Genomic DNA, 15,000 nt, shown 5'->3' with positions numbered 1-15,000 from the left:
ACAATAAAAAGTAAGTAGCTTTGAAGTATCAATTTAAAATTAAAATGATGAAAAATTTAGTAGTAATTTTATTTGTAGGGCTTTTAAGCCTAGGAACTTTCGCTCAAGAGAAAGTTGCAAAAATTGAATTTAAAACAGATGTCATTGATTACGGAACCATTGAAAAAGGTTCAAATGGTGTTCGTGTGTTTGAATTTACAAACACTGGTAATGCGCCTTTAATAATTTCTAATGTAAAGTCTACTTGTGGTTGTACTGTGCCTAAAAAACCTGAAGGTCCAATTATGCCTGGTGAAACTGGTGAAATTGAAGTAAAGTATGACACTAACAGAGTAAACCCAATTAGAAAAACTATTACAGTAACATCTAATGCTGAAACACCTACTGTAGCTCTTAAAATTAAAGGTCTAGTTGTTGACCCAAGTAAGACAAGTGTTTTAGAAAAGAAAGACAAGAGTGTTATGGAGCAATAATACTTTGTTAAATAAAAAATTGAAGCCCTCTTTTGAGGGCTTTTTTTAGTTATAATAGGCTTTCTAACCTAAAAGTAAATGTCTTTATAATTCCTTTTCGTTCAACCTCTAATTTAATCAGTTTTTTATCTTCTTCACAAAAATATAAAGTAGCTTCTTGTAATGTCATTTTATGAGTCCCTTTGTTGTTGATTGATAAAATAACATCTCCTATTTCAAGTCCTGCTCTCTCAGCAGGAGATCCTTCTCTTAACTCAACAATTGTATACGATGGTTTTAAACTGTAGTGAAATGTTTGAGAAAAATCAACAATAATGTTATCTCTATTTTCTCTTCCATAACTATCTATATACTTTTTTTCACCTAATTCTTTTATAACCCTTACTCCATATTGCTCTAATACTATTCCGCTTTTATTATAAAAAAAAGGCTTTCTAAAATTGCTGTTCTTTTTTAAAGTTACTTTTAAGTTTTTATAATCTACAACTATATTAAAGCGTTTCAATAAATCTCCTGAAATACTTCCATTTCGTTCCTCAAATTTTCGCGCATGACTTATAGAAGCAGAATCAGGATATGCAACGTTTACATTTTCTAGATGGAAATCACCTAAAGAAAATGAATTAACTCTTGAGCGTTTTCCATGTATATTACCACTCAAACCTTTACCTAAAAAATCATGAAAATATTTTTCATTAGGTGGTAATATTTGCTTTTCATGATCTTCAAATAACCATAAAGCATCACTACTCCCTGTATCAATTAATAATTTAACTGGAGTTTTAATTGTATCTATTTCAGCATATGCATCTATATAAGGCTTGTTCTTATTTAATATCATATCGAAAGATTCACATTTCCTACAGCTTTTATACTTATACTCACTATGTTTGAATAGTTTTATAAATTTTGACCTATAGTTTATTTCTACAACAAAATCTTTAAAAATATCATACCCAATAATTCCATGAACATCTACACCTAATCTAGGTGTAAAATTAATTGAGTTATCAAAAACCACATAAATGTCTTGATTTATATTAATAGCATCACCTACTTTTAAAAAGTTCTCTCTAGATCGTAACGCTTCAATTTCACCATCAGCACCTAATCCACGTAAGTAAATACGCTCTACATTATTAACCAGCAATGAGTCTGTTAAATTAATAATGTTAAACAAGATAGGTTTACTAACTCCAGAATCTAGCAAAAACGAGAGTTCAACACCGTTAACCTCTACTGGAAAAACTATTAGGTTATTAATAAGTTTAAAGTTAATTTTTGTGTAATCTTTATTGTTTGGCAGATTAAAATCATCTTGCGCACAAACCAAAGTACACATCAAAAAAAGCCCAATATTGACAAGTATCCTTTTAAGCATTTTAAATGATTGACTATATACAATTTACAAATCTTTGGAGTAAGATTTTTTTTTAGGTGTGTTTTTTAAAAAAACTTTAAGATAATTTTCAGAACTTTGCGTTTTAAATCAAAAAAATGCCGACAATTTCTAAAAAAGGGCAATTAATGCCTGAATCTCCAATAAGAAAATTAGTGCCTTACGCTGAACAAGCTTATAAAGATGGTAAAACTGTTTATCATTTAAACATAGGACAACCAGATATTAAAACTCCTGAAGTAGCTCTAGATGCTGTAAAAGTACATTCTTTAGACATACTTGCTTACACAAGATCTGAAGGATCTGAAGCCTACAGAAAAAAAATTGCTGAATATTACCATAAAAACAATATTCAAGTTGAACATGATGATATCATAGTTACTACTGGAGGAAGCGAAGCGTTGCTATTTGCTTTTGGTAGTATAATGGATTCTGACGATGAAATTATTATTCCTGAGCCTTTTTATGCAAATTACAATGGGTTTTCAACAGCTTCTGACATCAAGGTTGTTCCTGTAATTTCCAAAATTGAAGACAACTTTGCATTACCTGCTATTGAAGAGTTCGAGAAACTAATTACGCCTAAAACAAAAGCAATTCTTATTTGTAATCCAGGAAACCCAACAGGTTATTTATATTCTAAAGAGGAAATAAAAAAACTAGCTCAAATAGTTAAAAAGCACGATTTGTTTTTAATTGCAGATGAAGTTTACCGTGAGTTTGTTTACGATGGTAACGAGTTTTACTCCATTATGCAAGAAGAGAGTATTGCAGAAAATGCGATAATGATTGATTCTGTTTCAAAACGTTACAGCATGTGTGGCGCAAGAATTGGGTATTTGGTATCAAAAAACAAATCGTTTATTAAAACTGCTCTTAAATTTGCTCAGGCAAGACTTAGTCCGCCAACTTTAGCACAAATTGCTAGTGAAGCAGCTTTATCCACTCCTCAAAGCTATTTTGATGGTGTTATAAATGATTATGTATCTAGAAGAAATACGCTTATCTCTGAATTAGAAAAGATTGATGGTGTAAAAGTAGCTAAACCAAAAGGAGCATTTTATTGTATTGCTGAATTACCAGTAAAAAGTGCTGATAATTTTGCTAAGTGGTTGTTAGAAAAATTTGATATTGACAAAGAAACTGTAATGGTTGCTCCTGCTGCAGGATTTTATTCTACTCCTGGAGTTGGTTTAAACCAAATTAGAATAGCTTACGTACTTAATGAAAACAGCCTTATAAAAGCTGTTAATATTTTAAAAGAAGCACTAAAAGTTTACAAAGACTAAATCTTGATAGAGCAACAAAAATCTTTAAAAACCTATAACACATTTGGTATTGATGCTAAAGCAAAACACTTTACATCAGTAAACTCATTAGCTGAACTTACAAGTACTTTGGCTTCAAATGAGTATCCAGAAAAATTCATATTAGGTGGTGGCAGTAACATGCTACTTACTAAAGATATTGATGCGCTAGTAATTCATGTGAATCTTAAAGGAATTGAAATAATTTCTGAAGATGAAAACTATGCCATTGTTAAAGCTTATGCTGGCGAAAATTGGCACAAATTTGTATTGTGGTGTCTTGAGCATAATTTAGGTGGCGTTGAAAACCTATCTTTAATTCCTGGTAATATTGGAACTGCTCCAATTCAAAATATTGGTGCTTATGGTGTTGAGTTAAAAGATGTTTTTGAAAGCTGTGAGGTAATGGAAATTGCTACACAACACACAAAAACATTTAACAAACAAGATTGTAAGTTTGGGTATAGAGAGTCAATCTTCAAACAAGACGCTAAAGGAAAATACATTATTACAAGTGTTAACTTAAAACTTACTAAAAAAGAGCATAAGTTAAATACTGGTTATGGAGCTATTATTAGTCAACTCGAAGACATGAAAGTAAGCCATCCTACTATTCAAGATATTTCAAAAGCAGTTATTGCTATTCGCCAAAGCAAATTACCTGATCCAAAAGAAATAGGCAATAGCGGAAGCTTCTTTAAAAATCCTGTAATTTCCTCTGATCATTTTAATAAATTACAAGCTAATTTTCCTGAAATACCAAGTTATACAGTTTCTGATAAATTAGTTAAAGTACCTGCTGGTTGGTTAATAGAAAAAGCTGGATTTAAAGGAAAAACTTTTGGGGATTATGGAGTTCATAAAAAACAAGCTTTAGTTTTGGTTAATTACGGCAACGCTAAAGGAAGTGACATTTTAAAACTCGCTAAATTAATTCAGCATACTATAAAACGAATATTTAATATTGATATCGAAACCGAAGTCAATATCATCTAATAAAAAAAGCCTCTAAATCAGAGGCTTTAACGTGCTATAGAATATTTTTTGAAAAAAGCTATTAATCAATTTCTTACTAAGAAAATAGTACTCTATAGTATTTAATTTGTAATCAATCTATCAACTATGTAGTAATTTTAGTAATTTTACTACCTTTATTTATATACGTTTAAAAAGGTACTTTGGATTTTTTTAAGGTACATTTTTTTTTAAATTAACACTAAATTTTAAAAAATTTTGAGCACGTCGATTGAGCAAACCATTGTTAATCTCCTTGAGAAAGGAGATAAAGCGGCAATTAATTTACTGTATGAAAATTATGCTGACAGTCTTTATGGTGTTATTTTAAAAGTAACCATAAACGAAGAAATAGCTCAAGATGCACTACAAGAAACCTTTGTAAAAGTTTGGAAAAACGCTAAAAAATACGACTCTAAAAAGGCTAAATTATTTACTTGGTTATACCGAATTGCAAGGAACACAGCAATAGATAAATTAAGAAGTTTTAATAATAGATTTGAAAAAGAAGTCCAAATCGACAAATCAAACGTATATATTCTACCAACAGCAACTTTAAATCAAGATGTTATCGATTTAAAAGAGCATGTTGCAAGACTAGACGAAAAGTATCAAATTATCTTGAAAGCCCTGTTTTTTGAGGGCATGACGCAACAAGAAGCCAGTGATGAATTAGATATTCCGTTAGGTACTGTAAAGTCTAGATTAAAAATTGGATTACGAGAATTAAAAAAGCTCTATGTCCATTAAAAAGTATTGAAATGGAAACAAAACTACATTCTTTTTTACAATCTGGTCTAATAGATAAGTACATATTAGGCACAGCAACTCCTTCTGAAATAACGGAAGTAGAACACTACATTTCTACTTATCCTGAAGCAGAAGAAGAGTACATGAAATTGCAAGACAACCTAGAAATTCTTGCTAAGGCTAATGCTGTTGAAGCTCCTATGTTTATTTTAGATTCAATTCATGAAGCCATTGACGAAAAACCTGTAATTTCTTTAGAACCAAAAAAGGTAAAGTCTAAAACGCCTTGGTACAAATACAGTATTGCTGCAAGTATTGCTGCATTTGTTTTTGCTGGAGCAGCTACAATGTTATACCTTCAAAATCAGTCTTTATTAAAAGAAAACCAAGTAGTTGTAGACGAGATTTTTGATTTAAGAAGCGACATAGAAAAAAACAACAGTAAGTTAGATGATGTTATGCGCCAGTTCATGGAACTTAACAATCCTGATACTGAAAAATATGTATTAAGAGGTAATGAAAGAGCTAAAGACCTTAAAACAGTTGCCTACATTAATGCAAAAGAAAAAACATCAATGATTGATGTAGTGTCTTTACCAAAATTACCTGAAAACCAAACCTATCAAATTTGGGCTGAGTTACAAGACAAGATGGTAAACCTTGGTATTTTGGACGTTGCTAACAGAAAATTAAAACAAATACCTTATATGGAAGATGCTTTAGGCTTAAGTATAACTATAGAGCCTAAAGGAAACCAAAACAGTGCTAGTGCAGAAAATGCTGTAGCAGAAATAGCTTTAAAAAACAACTAGTTAATTTCACATTAATAAAACTAAAAACCACCTGAATTCAGGTGGTTTTTTTATTCAATCATCTCTATAAAACTTATTCTTTTGAGAATAATGCTTTATGAATTAACCCAGCAACAATAGCACCAGCAATTGGAGCTAACCAAAACAACCATAACTGAGAGGTAAATTCTCCTCCAGCAAATAATGCTTGACTTGTAGACCTAGCAGGATTTACTGATGTATTAGAAATTGGAATACTTATTAAATGAATTAAAGTTAAAGCTAAACCAATAGCAATTCCTGCAAAACCTTCAGGTGCTTTCACGTAGGTGCTTCCTAAAATAATCAATAAAAAGAACATTGTTAACACAAACTCGGTAATTAAAACAGAAGTCATACTAAACCCTCCAGGAGACAACTCTCCATAACCATTAGCAGCAAAACCTCCAATGTCCACAAAATCTGATTTTCCTGTAACAATAAGATACAACACTCCTGCAGCAGCAATTGCACCAATTAATTGAGCTATAATGTAACCCAACACATCTTTAGCAGGAAACTTTCCTCCTGCCCATAACCCTAACGAAACTGCAGGATTAAAATGCGCTCCTGAAATATGACCAACAGCATAAGCCATTGTTAGCACTGTTAAACCAAAAGCCAATGCTACTCCAACAAACCCAATACCTAAATCAGGATAAGCAGCTGCAAAAATTGCACTTCCGCAACCACCAAATACAAGCCAAAAAGTCCCAAAGAACTCTGCGAATAATTTTTTCATGATTAAAAAATTTTATTAGTTAGATAAATAAATGTAATTCTATTTATGCTTACGACACTTATTTTGTTAATAAGTCACAAAATGAGCACTTTACAATCCGTTAAAAGCTTATTAAAACCCTTTCATCATTCTATATTAAAATAGTATCTTTGTAAAAATTTTTACAATGAAACTCTTACTTATTACATTAATTCTTTTAGGCTTAGGAATTGCTGGAATTGCTATAAAACTTTGGGCAAAAAAAGATGGGGAATTTGCTGGTACTTGCGCTAGTCAAAACCCTATGCTAAACAAAAGTGGAGAAGCTTGTGGTTTTTGCGGAAAAACGCCTGATCAGTTCAAGAATTGTAATGAACCTCAACACTCATAAACCTTAATGCTTATACTAGAAATACTGTTCTATATATTTATATTAGTTACAGCTATTCAAGCATTTTTTTATATTATTTTATTTGGAAAGTTTTCGTTCTCAAAACCTCAAGAACAGAAACCTAAGAATAGTCCTATTTCAGTCATTATTTGTGCCAAAAATGAGGCTGAAAACCTAAAGGAATTCCTTCCATCTATTCTAAATCAAGACTATCCCAACTTTGAAGTTGTACTCATAAACGACAGCTCAAAAGACGATACTTTAGAAGTAATGGAACACTTCAAAAGTCAATTTAACACTATTAAAATTGTAAACGTAAAAAACATTGAAGCCTTTTGGGGAAACAAAAAATATGCGCTTACATTAGGTATTAAAGCTGCAAAAAATAACTTTTTGTTATTTACTGATGCCGATTGCAAGCCTACATCAAAGCATTGGATTAGTGAAATGAGCAGTCATTTTTCTAATACAAAATCTATTGTAATTGGCTATGGTGCTTACCAGAAAATTAAAGGTTCTTTTTTAAATAAGTTAATACGGTTTGAAACTCTTTTAACCGCAACTCAATACCTTTCTTACACAAAAATAGGGTTGCCTTACATGGCTGTTGGTAGAAACTTAGCTTACAGAAGCGAAACGTTTTATGAAGCCAGAGGTTTTATGAATCATATTGATTTAAACTCTGGTGACGACGATTTATTTGTAAACGAAATTGGAAATTCAAAAAACACTACAATTTGTGTATCAAAAAACAGTTTTACCATTTCCAAACCTAAAACAACCTTTAAAGATTGGATTCTTCAAAAAAGAAGACATATAAGTACTGCTAATCGTTATAAAACAAAACATAAAGTTTTATTGACACTGTTTTTCTGTTCACAATTCTTGTTTTGGATTTTAGCAATTGCACTCTTAAGCTTTATGTTTAAATGGCAAATAGTAGTATCGTTAATTACTTTTAGGCTTATCTTTTTTTACGCTATAATGGGTAGTAACGCCAAAAAGCTAGACGAAAAAGATTTACTCCCTCTACTCCCTATTCTAGAATTGTTTTTAATTGTTGTACAATTCTTTATATTTATAAAAAATCTGAAATCAAAACCTAACCATTGGAAGTAAAAGAAGCCATTGAAAAAGCTAAGCTAAATGACCAAATGGCGTTTAACTTTTTATTGGATAAATTTTGGAATGACGTTTATGGTTTTCAATTAAAAAGAACCGAAAACGAAAATGACGCTGAGGACATTAGCATTCAAACATTCTCAAAAGCTTTTGATAAAATTCACACTTATGATGATAAATATGTTTTTAAAACTTGGTTAATTACCATTTCAAAAAACATTCATATAGATTTAATTCGAAAACGAAAATCATCAATTTCAAACACTGTAAATAGCGATGTTGAAAACGAATATTATGGTATTATTGATGAGTCTCCTTCTCCTGAAGATAAATTAATTACCGAACAAAATTTAGCAAAGCTACTTCGCGACATAAAAAAACTAAAGCCTCATTACCAAGAAGTTATTAACCTTAGGTATTTTCAAGAATTGAGTTACAAAGAAATTTCTGAACAACTTGAAGAACCAATTAATAATGTTAAAGTAAAACTCTTAAGAGCAAAAAAGTTATTAGCTGAAATTATTACTAAAAAGTAATGCGATTTAATTTAAAAACCCTAGGTCCTGGCTTATTGTTTGCTGGAGCAGCAATAGGTGTTTCTCATTTAGTACAATCTACAAGAGCTGGAGCCGATTTTGGCTTTGGGTTAGTTTGGGCTTTATTAATTGTACATCTATTTAAATATCCTTTTTTTCAGTTTGGTCCTCGTTATGCAATGGCTACAGGTGAAAGCCTTTTAGACGGTTACAAAAAACTAGGCAAAGGTGTTCTCATCATCTATTTCTTACTCACATTTGCAACAATGTTTACCATTCAAGCTGCTGTAACTATTGTAACTGCTGGTTTAGCTTCTACGCTTTTTGGAGATTTTATTACTGTTGAAGTATGGAGTATCATCATTTTAGTTATCTGCTTAGGCATTTTAATAAAAGGTCGTTATAACTTCCTTGACAAATTAATGAAGGTTATTGTTGTTACACTTACTATAAGCACTATTGTAGCTGTTATAATTGCATTAATTAACAATGAACATAGTGTTTCATTCTCGCAGATTTTACCAAAAGGCAGCATTGAAGTTGGTTTTTTAATTGCATTTATGGGTTGGATGCCTGCACCTTTAGACATTTCAATATGGCATTCGCTTTGGGCAATAGAAAAACAAAAAGAAACTAAAGACCTTACTGTAAAATCATCACTTACCGATTTTAATGTTGGTTACGCTGCTGCCATTATTATTGGTTTAGGTTTTATAGCATTAGGAGCTTTGGTAATGTTTCAATCTGGTGAAACCTTTAGCAGTAAATCCTATATTTTTTGTAATCAATTGGTAAAATTATACACACAAAACCTTGGTAATTGGTCTTATATCATTATTGCAATTGCAGCTTTTACCACCATGTTCAGTACAACTTTAACTACACTAGATGCTTCACCAAGAGCAATGGACAGGACGTCTCAGTTATTGTTTAAAAACTCATTAAAGAAAGGTTATTTATTTTGGATTTTACTATTAACTACAGGAACTATTTGCATCTTTTTTCTTTTAGCTTCAGAAATGGTTTTACTTGTTAAAGTAGCAACAATATTATCTTTTTTAACAGCACCTTTTTACGCTATTATAAACTACAAACTCATTAGCAGCAAAAACACACCAAAAGAGTGGAGACCATCTATTACAATGCATATTTTAAGCTGGTTAGGAATTCTATTTTTATTTGCATTCAGCATTTGGTATCTCACTACATTATAACATCATTTTAAGATTATACTTTGTATCTTTGCATCTGCAATTGATAATAAATGAATACAGAAACTGCTACAAATACTTCAACTGAGAGACAACCAAAACCAAAATGGCTTCGTGTAAAGTTACCTACAGGTAAAAAATATACTGAACTAAGAGGTCTTGTTGACAAGTACAAATTAAACACAATTTGCACCTCAGGAAGTTGCCCTAACATGGGTGAATGTTGGGGAGAAGGAACTGCAACTTTTATGATTCTTGGTAACATTTGCACACGTTCATGCGGATTTTGCGGTGTTAAAACTGGACGACCAGAAACACTTGATTGGGACGAACCTGAAAAAGTAGCACGTTCAATAAAAATAATGAATATTAAACATGCTGTATTGACTAGTGTTGATAGAGATGACATAAAAGACATGGGAAGCATTATGTGGGCTGAAACTGTAAAAGCAGTCCGTAGAATGAACCCTAATACCACAATGGAAACACTTATTCCAGATTTTCAAGGTATTGAACAACATATTGATAGAATTATAGATGTAGCACCTGAAGTTGTTTCGCACAATATTGAAACTGTGAGACGCTTAACAAGAGAAGTTCGTATTCAAGCAAAATACGATAGAAGCTTAGGTGTTTTAAAATATTTAAAAGCTCAAGGACAACGCAGAACAAAGTCTGGTATTATGTTAGGACTTGGTGAAACCAGAGAAGAAGTTATTGAGACGCTTCATGACCTAAAGGAAAATGATGTTGATGTAGTAACAATAGGTCAATACTTACAACCAAGCAAAAAACACTTACCTGTTAAGCAATTTATTACTCCAGACCAATTTAAAGAATACGAAGAAATAGGACTTGGTTTAGGTTTCCGTCATGTAGAAAGTAGCGCATTGGTTAGATCGTCTTACAAAGCGCAAAAACACATCAACTAAAATGACAAGGGTTGCTATTAATGGCTTTGGAAGAATTGGCAGACGTGTTTTTAGGCTCATTCAAAACTACAAAAACATTGATGTTGTCGCTATCAATGATCTTGCTGATACTAAAACGCTAAGCCACTTACTTAAATACGATAGTATTCATGGTATTTTCAACAAAAAAATTTCTCATGATGAAAATAACATCATCGTTGATGACAAAACCATTCCTTTACTAAATAAAAACAACCCTAAAGATATTGATTGGAGTCCTTACAATGTCAATTTTGTAATTGAAGCTACAGGAAAGTTTAAGGATAAAAACACACTTGAATATCATATTAAAAATGGAGCAGAACGTGTAATTCTTTCAGTTCCACCAAATGAAGATGACATAAAAACTGTAGTTTTAGGTGTTAATGACAGCATTGTTGATCAGCAAGAAGTTATACTTTCCAACGCCTCATGTACCACAAATAATGCAGCTCCAATGATTCAAATTATTAATAAACTTTGTGGTATCAATCAAGCTTACATCACTACAGTACATTCTTACACAACCGATCAAAGTTTACATGATCAGCCTCATAGAGACCTACGAAGAGCAAGAGCTGCAGGACAGTCAATAGTACCAACAACTACAGGTGCTGCAAAGGCTTTAACTAAAATTTTCCCTGATTTGGCCAATGTTATTGGAGGTTGTGGTATTAGAGTTCCTGTTGCAAATGGCTCTTTAACCGATATTACCTTCAATGTTAAAAAAAGTACTTCAATAGAAGCTGTAAACGCTGCTTTCAAATCTGCTTCTGAAACCTACTTAAAAGGCATTTTGGAGTACACTGAAGATCCTATTGTATCCATTGATATTGTGGGAAATACGCATTCATGCATCTTCGATTCTCAAATGACTTCAGTGATTGGAAATATGGTTAAAATTATTGGTTGGTACGACAATGAAACTGGTTATTCTTCAAGAATTTTAGATTTAATTTGCAATTTATCGGATAAATCATAACTTTTATCGAATAAATAATTATATTTGTTCAATTAAAGTGGTCTAAATATGTCCCAAATTAAGTACTACATAGTTATTTTTTTAGTTTGCTTTTCTACTCAATTATCATCGCAAAACGCTGTAGATGATGCTGATATTTTAGAATTGCGTTTAGAAAATCATATTACCCAAGCATCTTTTGATAGCGAAAGAGGTAATTATTACAGTGCCAAAGACAACCTTGAAAAAGCGCTAGAAATCTCAGTAAAATTAGGTGATAAAAAAAGTGAAGGTATTATTCATACTAAAATTGCCAGATTACAATTTACTGTTGACGAACCTGAAAACGCACTATTATCATTATCAAAGTCGGCAGAAATTCAACGAAGCATTGATGACTACGCCAATTTAGCAACCACCTATAATGTTTGGGGAATTATTAACTACAACTTAAAAGATTACACTACTGCTTTAGGTTATTTTAATTCAGCTAAAACTAAGTTTGAAGAAGAGGATATGGAAGAATACATTTCTGAAGTATGCCTAAATGAAGCTAAAGTTTACATAAAACTAGAAGATTATAAAACCGCAAAATCATTACTTGAAAAGTCTATAATACTTTCAAAAAAGTATAAGCAAAATAGCATTTTAAGTAGTGCTTTAATAAACAGCGGAAAAGTACTACAAGAGCTTGGAAACAACAACTTAGCGCTTTCAATGACCAAAGAAGGTTTAGACATTGCAAAAGACAATAATATTGTTGAAAGTATTAATGAAAGCTATTTAACACTAAGTGATATTTATCAAAAAAGCAGTAATTATAAGCTTGCTAATGAATTCCTTAAAAAGCACATTAGGTTATCTGACTCTATTTTAGATATTAAAAGAGAAAATCTTTCTCCTGAAAAAAGAGCACAATTTATAAATGAATACAAAGACGCTGAAAACCAACAGCTAAAAGCTCAAGTAAAAGAAAAAGATCAAGAAAGTAATCTTACAAAAATCACAACTATATTGAGTATTGCTTTAATTACTATCCTTTCTTTACTTACTCTATCTTTATACAAAAACAACAACATAAGGCTAAAAACCAACAATATGCTGCATAAGAAGAATGATGAGTTGGTAATCGCAAAAGAAAAAGCTGAGTTAGCCTCAAAAACCAAAGCAAACTTTTTATCAACCGTAACTCATGAGTTGAGAACACCTTTATATGCTGTAACTGGTCTTACAAACATGTTATTGGATGAAAACCCAAAACCAGACCAGATACCACATTTAAAATCGCTTAAATTTTCGGGAGACTATTTATTAACCTTCATTAATGATATTCTTCAAATTAATAAAATTGAAGCTAACAAAGTTGAGTTAGATCCTGAGGTTTTCAATCTTAAAAGCAAAGTTGAAAATGTAATTTCTGCATTAAATAATTCGGCATTGGATAATAATATTCAAATGCATTACGAATATGACAAAGACCTTCCAACAACGTTTGAAGCTGATCAATTAAAGATTTCTCAAATCCTTATCAACCTAATTGGTAACTCTATAAAGTTTACTAAAGATGGAGACATTTGGGTAAGAGTTAACAAGATCAATGAAAAAAATGGTGTCTTTAATGTGCGATTTGAAATTGAAGATAACGGAATTGGAATCACTAAAGAAAAGCAAGAAAATATGTTTGAGAGCTTTTCACAAGGCTCTATTCAAATCAACAGAAAATATGGTGGAACAGGTCTAGGGCTTTCCATTGTAAAAGGACTTATTGAGATATTAAAAGGTAAAATTTATTTAAAAAGTGAATTAGGAAAAGGATCAACATTCTTTTTTGAAATACCACTTGCCTACACTGAAGAAACTGTAAAAGTTAAAAAAGAGAATTTTTCTAAAAACATCAACGAATTGGACTTAAGTAACATTAAAATTTTAGTGGTTGAGGACAACAAAATCAACCAAATGATTACAAAGAAAATTCTGAATAAAATGAATCTTTATTGTGATGTTGTTGATAATGGCGAAGAAGCTGTTGAAAAGGTAAAAGAAGAAAGCTACAATGTAGTTTTAATGGACATCCACATGCCTGGAATTAGTGGTTTAGAAGCCACTAAAATAATAAGAACCTTTGATAAGGAACTTACTATTTTTGCCTTAACAGCTGTAACCTTAGAAGACAAAATGCACGAGTTTGATGAAGCTGGTTTTGATGATATTATTTCAAAACCATTCAAACAAGAAGATTTTGAAAGAAAACTGTTTAATGCCTTGGTACAAAACCAAAGTCCAACGGCTATTTAACAGCTTTCAATGTAATTATTAATTAATCTATCAAACCTCAATTTATCATCTATACTTACCTGTATTGGTAAGTAGTAGAGATTCCCTTCTCCTTTAAAATGAGGCGAAAGTCTCATATAATCTTTTTCGGTGGTTAATATAATGTGTTCTTCTTTCAATGCATTAATCTCATTTTCCGAAAACAAATGATGATCTTTAAAGTTCAAATGCTTAAAGTCTAATGCTTTTGATTTTAAATACTCAACTAGCGGGTTCGCATTAGCAATACCTGTTACCAAAGTAATTTTTTTATCTTTAAAAAACTCAAGAGGTTGCTCTTCTGCTAAACTATAAACAGTATTAGAATACTCAATAGAACTAAAAAACACGTCTTGATTAGCATTAGGTTTCAACCTTTTTATAATCTCACTTTTTTCTTGTTCAGATAAACTAGATGGACATTTGGTAACTACTATTACATTAGCTCGTTTTGCTCCTTGTTTTGGTTCTCTTAAATTTCCTGTAGGTAATAAAAAATCATCTACATACAACGCATTGTAAGATGTTAGCAATACATAAAAACCAGCTTTTACTTTTCGATGCTGAAAAGCATCATCCAATAAAATCACATCTGGCTTAGGAGTTAAAGCCCTTAAGTTGACAATACCTTCTCTCCTATTAGCATCAACTGCAACTTTAATAGTTTCAAACTTTGAATAAAACTGAAAAGGCTCATCTCCAATACGCATTGCATCAGTATTTTCACCAGCTAGCACAAAGCCTTTAGTGGTTCTTCCGTAACCTCTACTCAAGGTTGCCACTTCATAATTAGACTTTAGCAATCTAATTAAGTATTCTATCATTGGTGTTTTTCCTGTACCTCCAACACTCAAGTTACCAACTGCTATTAAAGGAAAATCATAAGATGTGGATTTAAAAATCCCAGCATCGTAAAACTTATTTCGCAACCATGTTACCAAATAATAAATTGGAACAACAGGCAACAATATGTTTCGTATTAACTTCATCGCAACTAAAGTATAATATTTTATCTTTGATAC

15 protein-coding genes are annotated in these 15,000 nt (G+C 31.4%); 12 read left to right on the top strand and 3 right to left on the bottom strand.

Features of this window, described 5'->3' with window-relative positions:
* The first annotated feature begins 47 nt into the window (after positions 1–47).
* Positions 48–473: a DUF1573 domain-containing protein gene (locus tag A8975_RS03445; RefSeq protein WP_129759215.1), complete on the top strand. Its 426-nt coding sequence runs from the start codon at positions 48–50 to the stop codon at positions 471–473.
* A gap of 49 nt (positions 474–522) precedes the next feature.
* Here A8975_RS03445 and A8975_RS03440 read toward each other — a convergent pair whose 3' ends face one another.
* Positions 523–1,854 carry an aspartyl protease family protein gene (locus A8975_RS03440; protein WP_243832940.1) on the bottom strand — a complete coding sequence of 444 codons (1,332 nt, stop codon included), beginning with the start codon at positions 1,852–1,854 and terminating at the stop codon, positions 523–525.
* A gap of 116 nt (positions 1,855–1,970) precedes the next feature.
* Between A8975_RS03440 and A8975_RS03435 the strand changes: the two genes are divergently transcribed.
* From A8975_RS03435 to A8975_RS03420, 4 genes are all read left to right on the top strand, one after another.
* The gene (locus tag A8975_RS03435) at positions 1,971–3,161 is read left to right on the top strand and encodes a pyridoxal phosphate-dependent aminotransferase (RefSeq protein ID WP_131505911.1); all 1,191 of its coding nucleotides are present in this window, start codon (positions 1,971–1,973) and stop codon (positions 3,159–3,161) included.
* Complete coding sequence (gene murB, locus A8975_RS03430) at positions 3,162–4,175, top strand: UDP-N-acetylmuramate dehydrogenase (RefSeq protein WP_134198682.1); 1,014 nt, start codon at positions 3,162–3,164, stop codon at positions 4,173–4,175.
* 237 nt (positions 4,176–4,412) lie between these two features.
* On the top strand, positions 4,413–4,943 hold the full coding sequence (locus A8975_RS03425) for an RNA polymerase sigma factor (protein ID WP_129759218.1): 531 nt from the start codon (positions 4,413–4,415) through the stop codon (positions 4,941–4,943).
* 11 nt (positions 4,944–4,954) lie between these two features.
* Positions 4,955–5,755 (top strand): anti-sigma factor, encoded by an 801-nt coding sequence (locus tag A8975_RS03420; RefSeq protein ID WP_129759219.1) that lies wholly within the window; start codon positions 4,955–4,957, stop codon positions 5,753–5,755.
* Positions 5,756–5,828: 73 nt separating this feature from the next.
* Here the strand turns inward: A8975_RS03420 and aqpZ are convergent, their stop codons facing one another.
* A complete protein-coding gene (gene aqpZ / locus A8975_RS03415; protein ID WP_208325352.1) occupies positions 5,829–6,515 on the bottom strand; it encodes an aquaporin Z in 687 nt (228 codons plus the stop codon).
* 166 nt (positions 6,516–6,681) lie between these two features.
* Here aqpZ and A8975_RS03410 point away from each other — a divergent pair, with 166 nt between their 5' ends.
* The 7 genes from A8975_RS03410 to A8975_RS03380 are packed head-to-tail and all read left to right on the top strand — an operon-like array spanning position 6,682 to position 13,960.
* Positions 6,682–6,885 carry a membrane or secreted protein gene (locus tag A8975_RS03410; RefSeq protein WP_131505914.1) on the top strand — a complete coding sequence of 68 codons (204 nt, stop codon included), beginning with the start codon at positions 6,682–6,684 and terminating at the stop codon, positions 6,883–6,885.
* A gap of 6 nt (positions 6,886–6,891) precedes the next feature.
* Positions 6,892–8,004 carry a glycosyltransferase gene (locus tag A8975_RS03405; RefSeq protein WP_208325351.1) on the top strand — a complete coding sequence of 371 codons (1,113 nt, stop codon included), beginning with the start codon at positions 6,892–6,894 and terminating at the stop codon, positions 8,002–8,004.
* Complete coding sequence (locus A8975_RS03400) at positions 7,995–8,543, top strand: RNA polymerase sigma factor (protein WP_131505915.1); 549 nt, start codon at positions 7,995–7,997, stop codon at positions 8,541–8,543. The genes A8975_RS03405 and A8975_RS03400 overlap by 10 nt, the downstream gene beginning before the upstream one ends.
* Complete coding sequence (locus A8975_RS03395) at positions 8,543–9,757, top strand: Nramp family divalent metal transporter (protein WP_134198680.1); 1,215 nt, start codon at positions 8,543–8,545, stop codon at positions 9,755–9,757. The genes A8975_RS03400 and A8975_RS03395 overlap by 1 nt, the downstream gene beginning before the upstream one ends.
* Positions 9,758–9,807: 50 nt before the next feature.
* Positions 9,808–10,686, top strand: a complete 879-nt coding sequence (gene lipA, locus A8975_RS03390) for a lipoyl synthase (protein ID WP_129759223.1) — start codon at positions 9,808–9,810, stop codon at positions 10,684–10,686.
* 1 nt (position 10,687) lies between these two features.
* The gene (gap, locus tag A8975_RS03385; RefSeq protein WP_134198679.1) at positions 10,688–11,686 is read left to right on the top strand and encodes a type I glyceraldehyde-3-phosphate dehydrogenase; all 999 of its coding nucleotides are present in this window, start codon (positions 10,688–10,690) and stop codon (positions 11,684–11,686) included.
* Between the two features lie 48 nt (positions 11,687–11,734).
* On the top strand, positions 11,735–13,960 hold the full coding sequence (locus tag A8975_RS03380) for an ATP-binding protein (protein ID WP_131505918.1): 2,226 nt from the start codon (positions 11,735–11,737) through the stop codon (positions 13,958–13,960).
* Here A8975_RS03380 and lpxK read toward each other — a convergent pair.
* Positions 13,957–14,967: a tetraacyldisaccharide 4'-kinase gene (gene lpxK, locus A8975_RS03375; RefSeq protein ID WP_134198678.1), complete on the bottom strand. Its 1,011-nt coding sequence runs from the start codon at positions 14,965–14,967 to the stop codon at positions 13,957–13,959. The two genes, A8975_RS03380 and lpxK, sit on opposite strands and share 4 nt — an antisense overlap.
* Positions 14,968–15,000 lie beyond the last annotated feature (33 nt).

Source organism: Meridianimaribacter flavus, from assembly GCF_004366715.1.
Lineage (GTDB): Bacteria > Bacteroidota > Bacteroidia > Flavobacteriales > Flavobacteriaceae > Gaetbulibacter_B > Gaetbulibacter_B jejuensis.
This window is presented reverse-complemented; position numbering and strand designations above follow the sequence as displayed.

What these genes read in the sequence shown, in the direction of transcription:
- A8975_RS03445 (WP_129759215.1), top strand. Translation starts at nt 48, where the DNA reads ATGAAAAATTTAGTAGTAATTTTATTTGTAGGGCTTTTAAGCCTAGGA.
- A8975_RS03440 (WP_243832940.1), bottom strand. Translation starts at nt 1,854, where the DNA reads ATGCTTAAAAGGATACTTGTCAATATTGGGCTTTTTTTGATGTGTACT.
- A8975_RS03435 (WP_131505911.1), top strand. Translation starts at nt 1,971, where the DNA reads ATGCCGACAATTTCTAAAAAAGGGCAATTAATGCCTGAATCTCCAATA.
- A8975_RS03420 (WP_129759219.1), top strand. Translation starts at nt 4,955, where the DNA reads ATGGAAACAAAACTACATTCTTTTTTACAATCTGGTCTAATAGATAAG.
- aqpZ (WP_208325352.1), bottom strand. Translation starts at nt 6,515, where the DNA reads ATGAAAAAATTATTCGCAGAGTTCTTTGGGACTTTTTGGCTTGTATTT.
- A8975_RS03410 (WP_131505914.1), top strand. Translation starts at nt 6,682, where the DNA reads ATGAAACTCTTACTTATTACATTAATTCTTTTAGGCTTAGGAATTGCT.
- A8975_RS03405 (WP_208325351.1), top strand. Translation starts at nt 6,892, where the DNA reads ATGCTTATACTAGAAATACTGTTCTATATATTTATATTAGTTACAGCT.
- A8975_RS03395 (WP_134198680.1), top strand. Translation starts at nt 8,543, where the DNA reads ATGCGATTTAATTTAAAAACCCTAGGTCCTGGCTTATTGTTTGCTGGA.
- lipA (WP_129759223.1), top strand. Translation starts at nt 9,808, where the DNA reads ATGAATACAGAAACTGCTACAAATACTTCAACTGAGAGACAACCAAAA.
- gap (WP_134198679.1), top strand. Translation starts at nt 10,688, where the DNA reads ATGACAAGGGTTGCTATTAATGGCTTTGGAAGAATTGGCAGACGTGTT.
- A8975_RS03380 (WP_131505918.1), top strand. Translation starts at nt 11,735, where the DNA reads ATGTCCCAAATTAAGTACTACATAGTTATTTTTTTAGTTTGCTTTTCT.
- lpxK (WP_134198678.1), bottom strand. Translation starts at nt 14,967, where the DNA reads ATGAAGTTAATACGAAACATATTGTTGCCTGTTGTTCCAATTTATTAT.